At 68.5% G+C, this 16,102-nt stretch carries 11 protein-coding genes; 7 read left to right on the top strand and 4 right to left on the bottom strand.

What is annotated here, in order from left to right; translation table 11 throughout:
• Positions 1–64: 64 nt before the first annotated feature.
• The gene (gene lon, locus NGR01S_RS27800) at positions 65–2,410 is read left to right on the top strand and encodes an endopeptidase La (protein WP_063042064.1); all 2,346 of its coding nucleotides are present in this window, start codon (positions 65–67) and stop codon (positions 2,408–2,410) included.
• Positions 2,411–2,473: 63 nt separating this feature from the next.
• Here lon and NGR01S_RS27795 read toward each other — a convergent pair whose 3' ends face one another.
• On the bottom strand, positions 2,474–3,028 hold the full coding sequence (locus tag NGR01S_RS27795; RefSeq protein ID WP_063041995.1) for an LLM class flavin-dependent oxidoreductase: 555 nt from the start codon (positions 3,026–3,028) through the stop codon (positions 2,474–2,476).
• A gap of 692 nt (positions 3,029–3,720) precedes the next feature.
• On the opposite strand from NGR01S_RS27795, the gene NGR01S_RS27790 reads away from it, so the two are divergent.
• The 4 genes from NGR01S_RS27790 to NGR01S_RS27775 all read left to right on the top strand — a co-directional run bounded on the left by NGR01S_RS27790 (position 3,721) and on the right by NGR01S_RS27775 (position 7,850).
• On the top strand, positions 3,721–4,374 hold the full coding sequence (locus NGR01S_RS27790) for a fasciclin domain-containing protein (RefSeq protein WP_063042062.1): 654 nt from the start codon (positions 3,721–3,723) through the stop codon (positions 4,372–4,374).
• Positions 4,375–4,525: 151 nt separating this feature from the next.
• On the top strand, positions 4,526–5,185 hold the full coding sequence (sigK, locus tag NGR01S_RS27785) for an ECF RNA polymerase sigma factor SigK (RefSeq protein ID WP_063041993.1): 660 nt from the start codon (positions 4,526–4,528) through the stop codon (positions 5,183–5,185).
• Positions 5,178–6,026: an anti-sigma factor gene (locus NGR01S_RS27780; RefSeq protein WP_063041991.1), complete on the top strand. Its 849-nt coding sequence runs from the start codon at positions 5,178–5,180 to the stop codon at positions 6,024–6,026. Before sigK ends, NGR01S_RS27780 begins: the two co-directional genes overlap by 8 nt.
• A 216-nt stretch (positions 6,027–6,242) precedes the next feature.
• Positions 6,243–7,850 (top strand): molybdopterin-dependent oxidoreductase, encoded by a 1,608-nt coding sequence (locus NGR01S_RS27775; protein WP_084481776.1) that lies wholly within the window; start codon positions 6,243–6,245, stop codon positions 7,848–7,850.
• A gap of 18 nt (positions 7,851–7,868) precedes the next feature.
• On the opposite strand, the gene NGR01S_RS27770 is transcribed toward NGR01S_RS27775, so the two are convergent.
• From NGR01S_RS27770 to NGR01S_RS27760, 3 genes are all read right to left on the bottom strand, one after another.
• A complete protein-coding gene (locus NGR01S_RS27770; protein WP_063041989.1) occupies positions 7,869–9,749 on the bottom strand; it encodes an ABC transporter ATP-binding protein in 1,881 nt (626 codons plus the stop codon).
• A 75-nt stretch (positions 9,750–9,824) separates the two neighbouring features.
• The gene (locus NGR01S_RS27765) at positions 9,825–10,937 is read right to left on the bottom strand and encodes a DNA polymerase IV (RefSeq protein WP_063041987.1); all 1,113 of its coding nucleotides are present in this window, start codon (positions 10,935–10,937) and stop codon (positions 9,825–9,827) included.
• A gap of 258 nt (positions 10,938–11,195) precedes the next feature.
• Complete coding sequence (locus NGR01S_RS27760) at positions 11,196–11,636, bottom strand: hypothetical protein (protein ID WP_063041985.1); 441 nt, start codon at positions 11,634–11,636, stop codon at positions 11,196–11,198.
• Positions 11,637–12,000: 364 nt separating this feature from the next.
• Here NGR01S_RS27760 and NGR01S_RS27755 point away from each other — a divergent pair, with 364 nt between their 5' ends.
• Together NGR01S_RS27755 and NGR01S_RS27750 are read left to right on the top strand one after the other, a co-directional pair.
• A complete protein-coding gene (locus NGR01S_RS27755) occupies positions 12,001–14,808 on the top strand; it encodes an FAD-binding and (Fe-S)-binding domain-containing protein (protein WP_063041983.1) in 2,808 nt (935 codons plus the stop codon).
• 275 nt (positions 14,809–15,083) lie between these two features.
• On the top strand, positions 15,084–16,031 hold the full coding sequence (locus NGR01S_RS27750) for a DNA-3-methyladenine glycosylase family protein (protein WP_063041981.1): 948 nt from the start codon (positions 15,084–15,086) through the stop codon (positions 16,029–16,031).
• Positions 16,032–16,102 lie beyond the last annotated feature (71 nt).

The following is a 16,102-nucleotide window of genomic DNA, read 5'->3' as shown; positions in this document are numbered from 1 at the left end:
GTTCGTGACTACACCACTGAATCTTCCGGTGCTGTTCCTGACCGATCCCATCGTGCTGCCCGGGATGGTCGTACCGATCGAACTGGATGAATCCGCACAGGCGGCCATCGACGCCGCGCAGGCCGCGCAGACCGGGACCGTGTTGCTGGCGCCGCGCCTGTCCGAGGGTTACGCCGCCTACGGTGTGCTCGCCACCATCGAACAGATCGGCCGGATGCGCGGCGGTACGCCCGCCGCGGTGCTGAAGGCGGAACGGCGCGCGAAGATCGGCCACGGGGTCACCGGTCCCGGCGCCGCACTGTGGGTGGAGGCCGAACCGGTCGAAACCCCCGCCGCCGACGGCCGCACCCGGGAACTGGCCGCCGAATACAAGAAGCTGGTCGTCTCGGTGCTGCAGAAGCGCGAGGCGTGGCAGATGATCGACGCCTTCAACCAGCTCACCGATCCGTCCGCCATCGCCGATACCGCCGGCTATGCCGCCTATCTCACCGACGAGCAGAAACGCGAACTGCTCGAGACCCCGGACGTCGCGCAGCGGCTGAACCGGCTGATCGAATGGACCCGGGCGCATATCGCCGAGGCCGAGGTCACCGAGAAGATCGGTGACGAGGTCCGCGAGAACATGGAGAAGAGCCAGCGCGAATTCCTGTTGCGCCAGCAGCTCAACGCCATCCGCAAGGAACTCGGCGAGGACGAACCCGACGGCGCCGACGACTACCGCACCCGCGTGGAACAGGCCGATCTGCCGGGCAATGTGCGGGAGGCGGCACTGCGCGAGGTCGGCCGGTTGGAGCGCTCCAGCGATCAGAGCCCGGAATCCGGGTGGATCCGCACCTGGCTGGACACCGTCCTGGAACTGCCGTGGCAGGTGAAAACCGAGGATTCCACCGATGTGTCGGCCGCCCGGGCCGTGCTCGACGCCGACCACCACGGCCTGGACGAGGTGAAGGACCGGATGGTCGAGTACCTGGCGGTCCGCGCGCGGCGCGCGCAACGCGGCCTGGAGGTCGTGGGCGGACGCGGATCCGGCGCGGTGCTGGCGCTGGCCGGTCCGCCCGGGGTCGGTAAGACCTCGCTCGGCGAATCCGTCGCCCGTGCGCTGGGCCGCAAGTTCGTCCGGGTCGCCCTGGGCGGCGTGCGGGACGAGGCGGAGATCCGGGGTCACCGGCGCACCTATGTGGGCGCCATGCCCGGCCGGATCGTGCGGGCCATCAAGGAGGCCGGTTCGATGAACCCGGTCGTCCTGCTGGACGAGGTCGACAAGATCGGTTCGGATTTCCGGGGCGACCCCGCGGCGGCCCTGCTCGAGGTACTCGACCCCGCGCAGAACCACACCTTCCGCGACCACTACCTGGATATGGACCTGGACCTGTCCGATGTGCTGTTCCTGGCCACGGCCAATGTCATGGACACCATCCCCGGCCCACTGCTGGACCGGATGGAAGTGATCACGGTCGACGGGTACACCGAGGACGACAAGGTGGCCATCGCCCGCGACTTCCTGCTGCCCCGGCAGCTGGAACGCAACGCGCTGACCGGCGCGGAGGTCCGGGTCACCGACGCGGCGTTGCGCGAGGTCGCGGCGAACTACACCAGGGAGGCCGGGGTCCGGCAGCTGGAGCGATTGATCGCCAAGGCATTGCGCAAGGCGGCGACGCGCCTGTCCGAGACCGGTGCCGCATCGGGCACCGACGTGGGCGTCGAGCCGGATACGGCATCCGGGCAGACCGGTGTCACGGAACCGCTGCTGACCATCGACGTCGCGGATCTGAAAGAATACCTGGGGCGGCCCCGCTTCACTCCGGATTCGGCGGAACGCACCGCGGTGCCGGGTGTGTCGACCGGCCTGGCGGTCACCGGGCTGGGCGGTGACGTCCTCTACATCGAGGCCAACACCGCCGAGGGCGACCGGGCTCTGACACTGACCGGCCAACTCGGCGACGTCATGAAGGAATCGGCGCAGATCGCCCTGACCTACGTGCGATCGCACCTTGGTGAGATCGGCATCGAATCGACGGTGCTGGATGGCAATCTGCACGTCCACGTGCCCGCCGGCGCCGTGCCCAAGGACGGACCGTCGGCCGGTGTCACCATGGTCACCGCGCTGGTGTCGCTGGCCCTGGGCCGCCCGGTGCGCTCCGATGTCGGCATGACGGGCGAGGTCACGTTGAACGGCCGGGTGCTGCCGATCGGCGGGGTGAAGCAGAAACTGCTCGCCGCGCAGCGTGCCGGACTGAAGACGGTGTTCATCCCGGCCCGCAACGAACCGGACCTGGACGATGTGCCCGCCGATGTGCTGGCCGAACTCGACGTCCGCCCGGTGGGCGATGTCGCCGAGATCCTGGCCTACGCCATCGAACCGGTACGGGAACCGGCCCTGGACGGCCGGACCCTGGCGGCCAGCGCCTGATCCACCGGTTACGGGCCGCGGCAACCCCGGAAAGGGTTGTCGCGGCTCTTTCGTCTGCTACCGCTACCCCGACAGTCGTGTCCGTTTCGTACAAGACCGGCAGTGGTTGTGCCCATACCGCCTCGCGAAACCTGCGGGCACCACCCCCCCGGCGAGCAGGACCCCAGGCCGGCCCGGCGGTAAAGCGTGCACAGGCCCCGAGGCACCCGACACCTCGCCTCGCCACACCGTGCGCATCGCAGCCAGCGTACTTTCGAACGCGGCCCCCCGGCCGGCCAGCGTGACCCCACTGACGGCATAGTCCTCCGGCCAGCCGCCCATACCCAGCCCCACTGTGAGACGTCCGCCGGAAAGGCGTTCCAGGGAGTCGATCTGCTTGGCCAGGACGATCGGGTTACGCCGGTAGCCCGTATTGAGGACAGTGGTCAGCAATTCGACTCGCTCGGTGCGCGCCGCGGCGGCAGCCAAGGCCACAAGTGGGTCCAGATTGTCGAAAACCAGCCGGTCGATCACGGCGAGCGAGTGGAAACCACGCGCCTCACTCGCGGCGGCCCAGTCACCGATCGCTATGGGGTCGCTTCCCGCTACAGCGGCGGGCAGACCGATTCCGATCCGCAACTCTTCTCCTCAGATCGTGGTGGTGTAAGGACCTCGCGCCTGCGGCCGGGACGGCAACCACATGAAGCCGCCGCGGATGATCGGCCGCGAAGCCGGAAGCGGGACCGAGCAGCCCGAAACCTCCTCGAACACCTCGAATTCCCACGCAGTCAGCTGATGGAGTCGGCCCTGGGCCAGGATTGAACGAATCGGACATCCGCTGTGTCGCGGCAGCCACCGTCGGTCGGCAGGTGCACCCAAGCCGGATCGCACCCCGACTGGACTCGTATGGCCCTATACGCCCAGCTCAGCGCATCGACTACTGCTTTTGTCGCCGACGGCTATGCCATATCTGTTGGTTTTTCGGCGGTCACTACCGGAACCCGGGGGGCGGCGTAGTGGCTGTGTCGTCGGCTCGCGCGCAGTCGGGTCGCGTTGAGCGGCTGTTGGGGCACGTTCCGTGCGTGTCGAAAGCTATTCGCGCGGTGAGGATCTGGTCGACATGGGCGAGTGCCCAGTCGCCGAGAGCGTTGGTGAGTTCAGCGATCTGGGTGCCGAGTGTTTCGGCGAATGCTACGGCTACCCCATGTAGCGGTATCTTTCGGCCGAATCCGGTCAGGTCCCATCCGCGACGCCGTGCCACCCGAATTCCGTCTTGCAATGTTCACGGTGCACCCGCTCGCGGGTCGTCCTGGCCGAAAGTGATGGAATCCATGAAGAGCATGCAACGCGTTGTGCTTGCGGCGGCTATCGTCTCGACCGCCGCCCTGCTGGGATCGACGGCCTGTTCCACCGACGCAGCCAGTGATCCCGTCGGGTCGGCCACGAGTAGCCCGATGGCGAAGTCCGCGTCCCCGGCCTCGGACGATCCGGCCGCCGGCCTCGTCGGTCCCGGTTGCGCGGACTACGCGGCCCAGGTGCCCAGTGGCGCGGGTTCGGTCGGCGGTATGGCCCAGGACCCGGTCGCGGTGGCGGCCTCGAACAACCCGATGCTGAAGACTCTGGTCCAGGCGGTGTCCGGCAAGATCAATCCGCAGGTGAATCTGGTCGATACACTCAACGGCGGCGAATTCACCGTCTTCGCCCCGATCGATTCGGCCTTCGCCGAAATCGATCCGGCGACACTCGACAGTTTGAAGACCGACTCCGCCACACTGACGAAGATCCTCACCTACCACGTCGTGCCCGGCCGGATCGCGCCCGCCGATATCGCCGGGGAACACGCCACGGTGCAGGGCGCGCCTGTCGAGGTCGCCCGGGACGGCGAGACCATCGAGGTCGGTGACGCCACGGTGATCTGCGGCGGAGTGCAGACAGCGAACGCCACGGTGTACATGATCGACAAGGTCCTCATGCCACCGGCCTGACAGTTCTGGGTGCGTATGCGGGCCGGATACACGAGACTGTCGGCATGATGCATTGTGTTCGCTACGGTGATCTGGACAACAATCCGGGGCTCGGACCCGTCCCGGCCGGGTCCCCCGGCGAACGCCTTGCCATGCAGTCGAGGGCACGATCATGACGAAGGGGCCGGGGTCCGGCCCGATCCGGTTGGCCGATGCCGGCGCCGAGGACGGGGCGTCCTGCCCGGTTCGTCCCGACGGACACGAGGACCACGCGACGCAACGACGGCTCGCCGACCTGCTGTTCGCGGCAGGCGACGGTGATCGGGAAGCGTTCACCCGGTTCTACCGGGAGACCAGCCCGCGCGTGTTCGGGCTGGCGCGGCGGATCCTACGCAGCCCGGCGGCCGCCGAGGAAGCCACCCAGGAGGTTTACCTCCAGGTTTGGTCCGCGGCGGCACGTTACGACCCGTCCCGGTCGAGTGCCATCGGCTGGCTGATGATGATCACCCACCGGCGCGCTGTGGACCGGGTGCGGGCCGAGGAGTCGGCTACCGGCAGAGAAATCGTCTACGGCCACACCCACCTGGGGCGCGATCACGATATCGTCTCCGAAACGGTGGATCAGCGGCTCGACGAGCAGGCGGTCCGCGACTGTCTCGAGGTACTGACCTTCACCCAGCGTGAGGCTGTCGCCCTCGCCTACTACAGCGGGCGCACCTATCGCGAGGTGGCCGACCACCTCGAATCTCCGCTGCCCACGATCAAGAGCCGCATCCGCGACGGTCTGAAGCGGCTCCAGAATTGCCTAGCAGGGGTTGTTTCCGATGCCTGATACCTCACCACCCGATTCGCCGGAGAATGGCGGCGACCTACTGGATCTGGCGTTCCCTTATGCCCTCGACGCGGTGGATACCGCTGAGGGCGGGGAAATCGAGGAGCGGATGGACGCCGCCGATCCCGCGACCGTACGCGCTTTTCAGGACACCGTCCGAGAGGTGCGGGAAGCCATGGCGGCGCTCTCGGTTCTCGATGCCCAAGCTCCCCCGGCCCGCGTCGAGGCCCGGATTCTCGCGTCCCTCGAGCAGGCGCCGGGTGCTCGGTCCGCGGTGCGGTGGCCGCTGCGGTCCGGAGCAACGCCCGACGACGCCGGCGGTCCGCAAGCCGATCCACCCGTTCCCGGCACCGACGAGCTGGCGCGCGCCCGCGAGCGTAGCCGGGCGTCTTCGCGCCGGTGGACGCTGATAGGCGCAGCGGCCGCGGTGGTGGTCGCCGTCGGTATCGCGGTAGGGGTGGGTGTGGTCACCCAGCGCGGTGCCGAACCGCCCGGGACCGTGACCGCGCAGGAGGTGCTGGCCCAGCCCGACGCCCGGACCGCCAGCGCCGCGATCGGGTCCGACGGCATTCTCACCGTCCACATATCCGCCGCGCTGGGGGCGGCCACTGTCTCCTTCGATGCGACTCCCGCGCCGCCGCCCGGCAGCGATTATCAGTTGTGGCTCATCGATGCGAAGGGGACACCGCGATCGGCCGGTGTACTGACCGATCTCCCGGGTGCGAACGATCCGTACGTCACCGAATTCACCGATTCGGACCAGCTCGCGATCACGTTGGAGCCCGACGGCGGATCGCCCGCGCCCACCGGCGATCCGTTGGCCGCTGTGGCGCTCGGCTGAGTCCGCGGGTCCGGGTGTACCCACGTGAGGGTTCTCGCCGGGGCGTGGACGACACCCTGCTCCGGCGCGCCCTCGCAGAGCGATATCGACCGGTTCGGTGCCGCCGTGCGGCGAGGTCTTCCCTGCCGCGGTCGTGAGTGGCACCATCCGCGAAGGGCCACGTGACGAATTCCCAGCTCCGGTGCGCTTCGCGCCGATGGAAGAACGGGGACGCCGATGCAGGATACGACGAGTTCGACCGGTTTCCCGGGGCCGGATCGGCAGAATCGGCGGACCATCGGGTGGTTCGCGGCGGGCTCGAGCGGCCTGCTGGCCGCCGCTGTGGTGCTCGGAGTGGGGGAGCTGGTCGCGGCCCTGATCGCACCCGAGGCCTCGCCCTTCTTGGCCACCGGGGCCACCGTGGTCGACCACACCCCGCAGGTGTTGCGGGAGTTCGCGATCGAACAGTTCGGTACGCGCGACAAGCTCGTGTTGTTCCTCGGTATGGGTGCGGCCATGGTGGTGCTCGCCGTGGTGGCTGGACTGCTGGAACGGCGTCGGCCCTATGGCAGTGTGCTGCTGGCCGGGCTGGCAGTGGCCGTCGGTATCGCTGTGTTGCAGCGACCGAACGCGACGGCGGCGTTCGCCGTGCCGATACTGCTCGGTGCTGTCGCCGGGGTCCTCACCCTGCGAATCCTGATCACCCGGGCACCGCGCCGCGCGGCGCCGGAGGGCGAATCCACCGGTGCGGCCGCCGCGGGCGGGGATACTGCCGACGCCTCGCGGCGACGGTTCCTCGGGTGGGCCGCCGGGGCCGTGGTGCTTGCCGCCGGATCCGCCGCCGCCGGGCGGTGGGTCGGCGAACGTGCCCGCGCGGTGACCGCGGATCTGCGGCGGTTCGTGGTGCCGCGTCCGCAGGTGGCGGCCGCGCCCATACCGGCGGGGACCGACCCGCCGGTCCCGGGACTCACGGCGTTCCGCACTCCCGACGAAACCTTCTACCGGATCGATACCGCTCTGCGGATACCCGCGTTGACCAGCGACGACTGGCAGCTGCGCATCCACGGCATGGTGGACCGTGAGATACAGCTCACCATGGACGAGCTGCTGCGGCGCCCCGCCGTGGAGAAAATGATCACCCTGACCTGCGTATCCAACGAGGTCGGTGGTGACCTCGTCGGCAACGCGAGCTGGATCGGATACCCACTCGCCGACCTCCTCGCCGAGGCCGGGCCCCGACCGGACGCGGATATGGTGCTGTCCACCAGCGTCGACGGTTTCACCGCCGGTACCCCGCTCGCGGCGCTCACCGATGGTCGCGACGCCCTGCTCGCGGTGGGTATGAACGGTGCGCCGCTGCCGGTCGAGCACGGTTACCCGGCCCGGATGGTGGTCCCCGGTCTCTACGGATACGTCAGTGCCACGAAATGGGTGGTCGATCTCGAGGTCACCCGATTCGATCGCGCCCAGGCCTACTGGACCCGGCGCGGCTGGTCGGCGTTCGGCCCGATCAAAACCGCTTCCCGTATCGATGTTCCGGCGGCCTTCGGTCGGGTCGCTCCGGGACCGGTGACGGTGGCCGGGGTGGCCTGGGCTCAGCAGCGCGGAATCGCGGCGGTGGAGGTCCAGGTCGACGACGGCCCCTGGCAGGCGGCCGATCTGGCACCGGAGTACTCACTGGACACCTGGCGGCAGTGGACCTGGCGGTGGGACGCGCTACCCGGTTCGCACACGCTGCGAGTACGGGCCACCGACGGGGCGGGGCAGGTGCAGACAGAGCAGCGCGCCGACCCGGTCCCGGATGGTGCCACAGGTTGGCACAGCCGGACGGTCACCGTCGGGTGATGGTGACCGTCCGGCCTGTTATGCGGCCGCCGGCGCCGGTTCTTGCGCGAACTGGGTCCGGTACAGCTCGGCGTAGCGTCCGCCCGCGGCGAGCAGTTCGGTATGCGATCCACGTTCCACGATATGACCGGATTCGACCACCAGGATCTGATCGGCAGCCCGCACGGTGGAGAGCCGGTGGGCGATCACCAGGGCAGTACGCCCCTGGAGCGCTTCGGTGAGCGCCGCCTGCACTGCGGCCTCGGAGGTCGAGTCGAGGGAGGCGGTCGCCTCGTCCAGGACCACCACCCGCGGCTGTTTGAGCAGCAGCCGGGCAATGGTGAGACGCTGGCGCTCACCGCCGGAGAGGCGATAGCCGCGTTCCCCGACCACCGTGTCCAGCCCGTCGGGCAGGCTCGCGATCAGATCGCTCAGGCGGGCCCGCTCCAGCGCGTCCCACAACTGTTCCTCGTCGGCCTCCGGGGCGGCCAGCAGCAGGTTGGCACGGATGGTGTCGTGGAACAGATGGCCGTCCTGGGTGACCAGGCCGACGGTTTCCTGGATCGACTCCGTGGTGAGTTCGCGGATATCGGTGCCGCCCAGCCGGACCGCGCCGGAATCGACGTCGTAGAGCCGGGAGACCAGTTGCGCGATGGTCGATTTGCCGGCGCCGGAGGAGCCGACCAGGGCGATCAGCTGCCCGGGTTCCGCGCGCAGTGACACCCCGTGCAGCACTTCCTCACCGCCGCGGGTGTCCAAGGTCGCGACCTCTTCCAGCGAGGCCAGCGAGACCTTGTCGGCGGCAGGGTATCCGAACCGCACTTCGTCGAGTTCCACCGCGACGGGGCCGGCGGGGACCGGCCGCGCGCCAGGCGCGTCCTCGATCAGTGGTTTCAGATCGAGGACCTCGAAGACCCGCTCGAAACTGACCAGCGCGGACATGATCTCCATCCGGGCACTGGCCAGCGCGGTCAGCGGCGAGTACAGCCGGGTGAGCAGGAGTGACAGGGCCACCACGGCACCCGCGTCCAACTGCCCGCGCAGCGCGTACCAGCCGCCGAGACCGTAGACCAGCGCGACGGCCAGCGCCGAGACCAGCGTCAACGCCGTGACGAAAACGGTCTGCAGCATGGCGGTGCGCACGCCGATATCGCGGACCCGCCGCGCCCGTAGCGCGAACTCGGCCGATTCCTGCGCGGGACGGCCGAAGAGTTTCACCAAGGTCGCGCCCGGCGCGGAGAAACGCTCGGTCATCTGCGTGCTCATCGCCGCGTTCAAGCCCGCTGCCTCACGTTGGATATCGGCCAGCCGGTCGCCCATTCGCCGGGCCGGAATCACGAAAACCGGCAGCAGGAGCAGCGCGAGCAGGGTGATCTGCCAGGACAATTGGAGCATCACCACCAGGGTGAGCGCCACGGTGACGATATTGGCGACCACGCCCGAGAGGGTATCGCTGAACGCGCGCTGCGCCCCGATCACATCGTTGTTCAACCGGCTCACCAGGGCGCCGGTCCGGGTCCGGGTGAAGAAGGCGATCGGCATCCGCTGGACGTGGTCGAAGACCGCGGTCCGCAGGTCGAGGATCAGGCCTTCCCCGATTCGCGCCGACAACCACCGGATGGCCAGGCCGAGGCCGGCATCGAAGACGGCCAGCGCGGCGATGGCCAGTGCCAGCAGTATCACCGTCCGCGGTGGCGACCCCGCGAAGATATCGTCGACCACCCGGCCCGCGAGCAGCGGCGTGGCGACCACCAGTACCGCCGCGGCCACGCTGAGGACGAGAAAGGCGATCAGCCGCCGCCTATGCGGCCGGGCGAAGCGCAGGATGCGCCGGGCCGTGGCGAGACTGAACGACCGTGTCTCCTCGGGCGCGTGCATACGCCGGTACATCTGGTCCCAGGCCACCGATTCCATGCTCATCTGAGAATGTCCTTCCGCTCCGGAGCACGATTGAACTCCGGTGCACCGACACTAAAAGCTGAACCATCGTTCAGGTCAAGCATCGGGTGCCTGGGAACCACCGGTCCTCGGCGCCTGCGCGACCGGGGCGAGTTCGAGACGGACACCGAGCAACCGGACCGGACGATCCAGTGGAAAGCGGTCCAGCACCCGCAGTGCCGTATCGACGATCGTGGGGATATCGGTGGTCGGCTCCGGAAATTTGGATTGCTTGCTCCGGGTGTAGAAGGTGCTGGTGCGCACGGTGACCGAGACCCGGGTGGCGGTCCGGCCCGCCTCGACGATCTCCGCCGCGACCTCCGCCGCCAACCGGGCCACCTGCGCGCCGATCTCGGCCGGATCGCCGAGATCCCGCGGGAAGGTCTCCGATCTGCTGCGCCCCACCGCCGGTGGCGGTTTCGTCACCACCTCGGTATCACCGGCGCCGCGACTCATTACCCACAGCGCGGGACCGTTCGCCGGACCGAACTCGGCCGCGAGCCGGGCCCGGTCGGCGGCCATCAGCTCCTCGACGGTATGGATATCCAGTGCGGCCAGCCGGGCCGCGATCCGGTTACCGATCCCCCAGAGCGCGTTCGTCGGACGATGGGCCATCACCTCCGACCAGTTGGCGGCGGTGAGCCGGAACATGCCGTCGTGCGCTCCCGGATGGTCGGCCGCGGCCACCCCGGGCTTCCCGACGGATTTCGCGAAACCGGTGGCCAGTTTCGCGGTGAGCTTGTTGTCGCCGATGCCGATCGCGCAGGTGAGATCCAGTTCTGCCACCGCGGCCCGGATCGCCCGAGCGTATTCTTCGGGATCCTCGGTATCCACCGCCAGGAATGCCTCGTCCCACCCCCAGACCTCCACCTGATCGGTGAACGCGCGCAGCCGCGCCATGACCTCCTCGGACGCTTCCTCGTAACAGGGGACGTCCAAGGGCAGGAAGACCGCCTCCGGGCATTTTCGCGCCGCCGACCGCAACGCCATACCCGCCCGCACCCCGTAGCCGCGCGCCGGATACGACGCGCAGGTCACCACCTTGCGGGGCTCGTCCGGGTCGCCGTTTCCGCCCACGATCACCGGCCGCCCGCGTAGTTCGGGATGGCGCCGGTACTCCACCGCGGCCTGGAACTGGTCGAGGTCGACGTGCAACAGCCATCTGGCCACGACACCGTCTTACTCCTACCGGGTGACAAGGAGCGGGATTTCGGGGCCGGCGCACCGGCGCCGGCCGGTCTGTGGGCCAGAGACGAAAAGTCATACTCGGCGGCCGACGGGTCACATATCACCATGGCACCGCGCGACCAGTCGCCTTTCGAACTGCGTGACCGTTCGGGAGCGCGGGTCCACCTACCGGGCTACCCCGACCGGCAGGTGGACCCGCTATCCCGGAAGGTCCATAAATCAGGCATGTCCGTGGTCGGGTTACACGTTCAGATCACGACTCGTGGCTGCTTTTTCGACGGTGAATTCGAAATCGCACCAGTAAATCTCTTTGATTGCCGGAGCATCACTGTCGAACGACACGGAATGCCGCATTCTATCGCTTCTGAATATGCTCAGGTAGTAAACGTCGTCGGTCTCATCCTTGAAGGCGAGGTAGAGGGATCCGGAACCGAAACCGTGGGGCCCCTCGGCATCCACATATATCGTGTATCGGTAATACACGGATGAGGCCGATTCGGTCAACGAAATTCCGTAAACCTTGGCGTTGTTGTTGCCTACGATGCAGGTGCTGAGGTTTGAGTTGCCGTTCAGGCGGACTTCCTGATCGCGTTGAAGATGAGACTGTGAAGTCACCACCTTCGGATTGTGCTTGTCTTTACTTTCCCCGCAGGGGCCGTGGAAGTCTGCGTAGTCACTCATTTCCGTTCCCTTCTTCTCGATCTGGCTCCATCTGCCTCGAGCGGTGTGGAGGCAGGCAAAATGAACGCACACAGATTTCGGTGGTGCCGACAACCAGTTGGATTGTCCCGAAGGTCGAAATGGAGAAACAAGGGGATAAGGTCCTTCCAAGGCAGGAACCCACCGGCAATGGGCCGCCCAGAGAAACCGTCGACCACCCCGCTTCGGAACCGGAACATTGCTTTTGAAATGGGAATATCGCCCGAACGATGCACCTCTGCATGTAAAGCGCACGCCCGGACCAGATCGATATCCGCAGGAACTGCTCAGCGTGTACCTCGTCGATGTTTCCGGACCCCCTTGTCGGCTGGCTACTCTGGATCCTGTGACCGACCACGACGCACGACGGGACATACCCGCACGGCAGCTGCGCGCGCGGATCGGTGCCGAGGCGGTGGACATCTCCCACCGACGACGGGTGGAGTACTCGTCGGACGCGTCGAACTACCGGGTACTGCCCGAGGCGGTGGTCTTCCCCCGGTCCGACGACGACGTGGCGGCCGTACTGGAGGTCGCGCGGAGCGCGGGCACAGCCGTGACCCCGCGGGGCGGCGGCACCTCGGTCGCGGGCAATGCGGTCGGTACCGGCATCGTCCTCGATTTCAGCAGGCATATGACCGGTATCGCGGAGATCGATCCGGATCGGCGGACCGCCCGGGTGCAGCCGGGCGTGGTGCTGTCGGAGTTGCAGCGCCGGGCCCGCGAATACGGGCTGCGCTTCGGGCCGGATCCGTCCACCCAGAACCGCTGCACCCTCGGCGGCATGATCGGCAACAACGCCTGCGGTCCGCACGCCATCGCGTGGGGCCGCACCGCCGACCGGGTCCGGGAGTTGCGGATCATCGATGGTACCGGCGCGTCCCGCCACCTCGCCGACTCGCTGGACGCGGTTCCCGGGCTCCCGGAGTTCACCGCGAGATCCCTCGCTGTACTGCGCACCGACCTGGGCCGGTTCGACCGGCAGGCATCCGGCTACGGGCTCGAACATCTGCTGCCGGAACGCGGCGGTTCGGTGGCCGCTTCGTTCGTCGGCGCCGAAGGCACCTGCGGTGTGCTACTCGAAGCCGAGGTGGAACTGGTGCCGATCCCGGCGGCGACCCTGCTGGTCGTGCTCGGGTACCCGGATCTGGCGACCGCCGCCGACGATATCGCCGCGGTGGTCTCGGTCGCGCCGGTGGCGGTCGAGGGTATCGATGCCCGGCTGATCGAGATGGTGCGCGCACACGGCCGGCGGGTCCCCGATCTGCCGCGTGGCACCGGCTGGCTGTTCGTGGAACTGGCGGGGGAGGACGCGGCCGCCACCCACGCCGCGGCCCGCCGATTGTGCCGGGCGGCGGGTGCGCTGGACAGCCGGATCATCGAAGACCCCGGCGCCGCGGCGGCGCTGTGGCGGATCCGGGCCGACGGCGCCGGTCTGGCCGGACGCACCCGCGACGGTGAGCCCGCCTGGCCGGGCTGGGAGGACGCGGCGGTCCCGCCCGCCCGGCTCGGTGCCTACCTGCGCGATTTCGATGAGCTGACCCGGGAGCACAAGGTCGACGGAATGCTCTACGGGCATATCGGCGACGGCTGTATCCATGTGCGGCTGGACCTGCCCATCGCCACCGCGCCGGAACGCTTCCGGGCCTTCCTGACCGACGCGGCGCATCTGGTGGTAGGCCACGGTGGTTCGTTGAGCGGGGAGCACGGCGACGGCCGGGCCCGGTCGGAACTGCTGGAGATCATGTACTCACCCGAGGTCCGCGCGGTCTTCGCCGGTTACAAGGCGCTGTTCGATCCCGCGAACCTCCTCAACCCGGGTGTGCTGGTGCAGCCGCGCCCGCTCGATGCCGACCTGCGGCTGGCGGGTCTGCCACCGCTGCCGCGCGCGGGCGGCTTCGCCTTCGCCGATGACGCCGGGGACCTGGCCACCGCGGTGCACCGTTGTGTCGGGGTGGGCAAATGCCGGGCCGATACCCGCGGCACGGGTGGTTTCATGTGCCCCTCCTATCTGGCGACGGCCGACGAGAAGGACACCACCCGCGGCCGGGCCCGGGTATTGCAGGAGGTGGTCCGGGGGGAACTGGACTGGTCCGCGCCCGAGGTGGCCGAATCGCTGGACCTGTGCCTGTCCTGTCGCGCCTGCGGAACGGACTGCCCGGCGGGCGTCGATATGGCGACCTACAAGTCCGAAACCCTCTACCGCCGCTACCGCGGTCGGCTGCGCCCCCGCGACCACTACACGCTGGGTATGCTCCCGCGCTGGCTGGCCGCCGCCACCCGGGCGCCGCGGCTGGTCAACGCGCTGGCCGGGATCGGGCCGCTGCGCCGGCTCGGGATGCGGGCCGCCGGGATGGATCCACGCCGGGAGGTGCCGGAGCTCGCACCGCGGTCCTTCCGGCGCAGCCGGCGCCGGGAGGCGGCGAAGCAGCGGGTGGCGAAGCCGGACGCGACCACCGTAATGCTGTGGATCGACACTTTCACCAATGCCTTCGATCCGGATATCGCGGTGGCGGCGATGCGCCTGCTCGATACGCTCGGCTACCGAGTGGTGGTGCCACATCGGCCGGTGTGCTGTGGGCTGACCTGGATCAGCACCGGGCAGCTGGACGGCGCCCGGGCGCGGCTGCGCGCCACGCTCGACGCCCTCGACGACCATGTGCGGGCCGGTGGGACGGTGATCGGCCTCGAACCCTCCTGCACCGCGGTGTTACGGGCCGATCTGCCGGAGCTACTGCCCGAGGACCCGCGTTCCCGGCCGGTGGCGGCCGCGGTACGCACGCTCGCCGAGTTCCTCACCGCGCAACCGGACTGGCGTCCACCCCGGCTCCCCGGCCGCACGATGGTCGTCCAGCCGCATTGTCACCACCATTCGGTGCTCGGCTTCGACGCAGATCGCCAGGTATTTGCCCAGATGGGGGTAAATGTGACAGAGATCGCAGGATGTTGCGGCTTGGCGGGTAATTTCGGAATGCAGAAAGGGCATTACGAGATATCGGCGGCGGTGGCAGGCAACGGAATACTGCCGGCAATCGAGAGCGCCGGGCCGGATGCCGTGGTGGTCGCCGACGGATTCTCCTGCCGGACCCAGGCCGCCCAGCTCACCGCCCGCCGCGGCCGACATCTGGCACAGATCCTGCTGGGAGACAATTGATTCCGGGTGAGCTGCGGGTTCCTGGTTATCGAACAGCGGCCGACCTCGAATGGGCGGCCGCTGTTGGTAAGAGCTCAACTTCCGAATGGGAGGGTCTCGGGTGGAATCTGGTAGCCGGAGCTACCGGCGAAAACCGAACCCCAGAGATCGAGTAACCAATTGAGCGCTTCGGTGATCATAGGAACCTCCAGTCACGGCAGAAACCGCATATTTGCTCAACTGCGTCTTCATCGCCGGGCGATCGTACGGCGTTACTCCGGGCAGCGCACAATGGCATGGTGCCTGTCCGAGCAGCCGGATCCACCGATGATGCGTGGGTGACGCGGACCCTGTCCGCCGACGCCCCGGTCCACCTCGCCCATACCCTCGCGCCGTTGCGCCGCGGGCCCGGCGACCCCTGTCACCAGATCACCCCGGACGGGGCACATTGGCACACCTCGCGCATGGCGACCGGGCCGGTCACCTACCGGCTGGTCCAGGACGATCCGCTGACCGTCACCGCGGACGCGTGGGGCGTGGGCGCCGCGGAGTTCCTGGACGAGCTCGATCGCATGCTGTGCCTGGACCAGCGGGTCGACGATTTCGTACCGATCCACCCCACGGTGGCGGCCGCGCACCAGCGGTATCCCGGGCTGCGGATGCTGCGCACCGGCCGGGTGCTCGAAGCGCTGATCCCGGCGATCCTGGAACAGAAGGTGACGATCGTCTCCGCCCATGCCGCGTGGCGCCGCCTGGTGCACCTGTTCGGCAGTCCGCCGCCCGGCCCTGCCCCGGCGGGGATGCTGGTACCGCCGGACGCGGCGGCCTGGAGCCATATTCCCTCATGGAGCTTCCACGGGGCCAATGTCGGGCCGCAGCGCAGCCGGACCATCGTACGGGTGGCCCGTCTCGCCGATTCCCTGGAGCGGATGACCACGCTGCCCCCGGCCGAGGCCGCGCGCCGGCTCCGGACGATCCCCGGGATCGGGGAATGGACCGCCGCGGAGACAGCGCAGCGCGCTTTCGGCGACGCCGACGCGCTGTCGGTGGGTGATTACCATCTGGCGTCGATAGTCGGCTGGACCCTGCTCGGTCGCGATATGGATGACGCCGAGATGGTCGACTACCTCGAACCGGTACGTCCGCATCGCTATCGCACCATCCGTCTGCTCGAGATCAGTGGGCAGGCTCGTAAGCCACGGTTCGGCCCGCGCGCCGCGGTGACCGATCACCGCTGGCACTGACCGGTAGGGGCGTTCGCGGTCCGGAGCATCCGAGGTTCCGGCTTCGCCGAACCTGTCGGGTCCGGCCGGTG

Origin of the sequence: Nocardia grenadensis NBRC 108939, from assembly GCF_001613445.1 — a bacterium.
Lineage (GTDB): Bacteria > Actinomycetota > Actinomycetes > Mycobacteriales > Mycobacteriaceae > Nocardia > Nocardia grenadensis.
The sequence above is the reverse complement of the archived record's forward strand: the minus strand, read 5'-3'. Positions and strand labels throughout refer to the sequence as shown.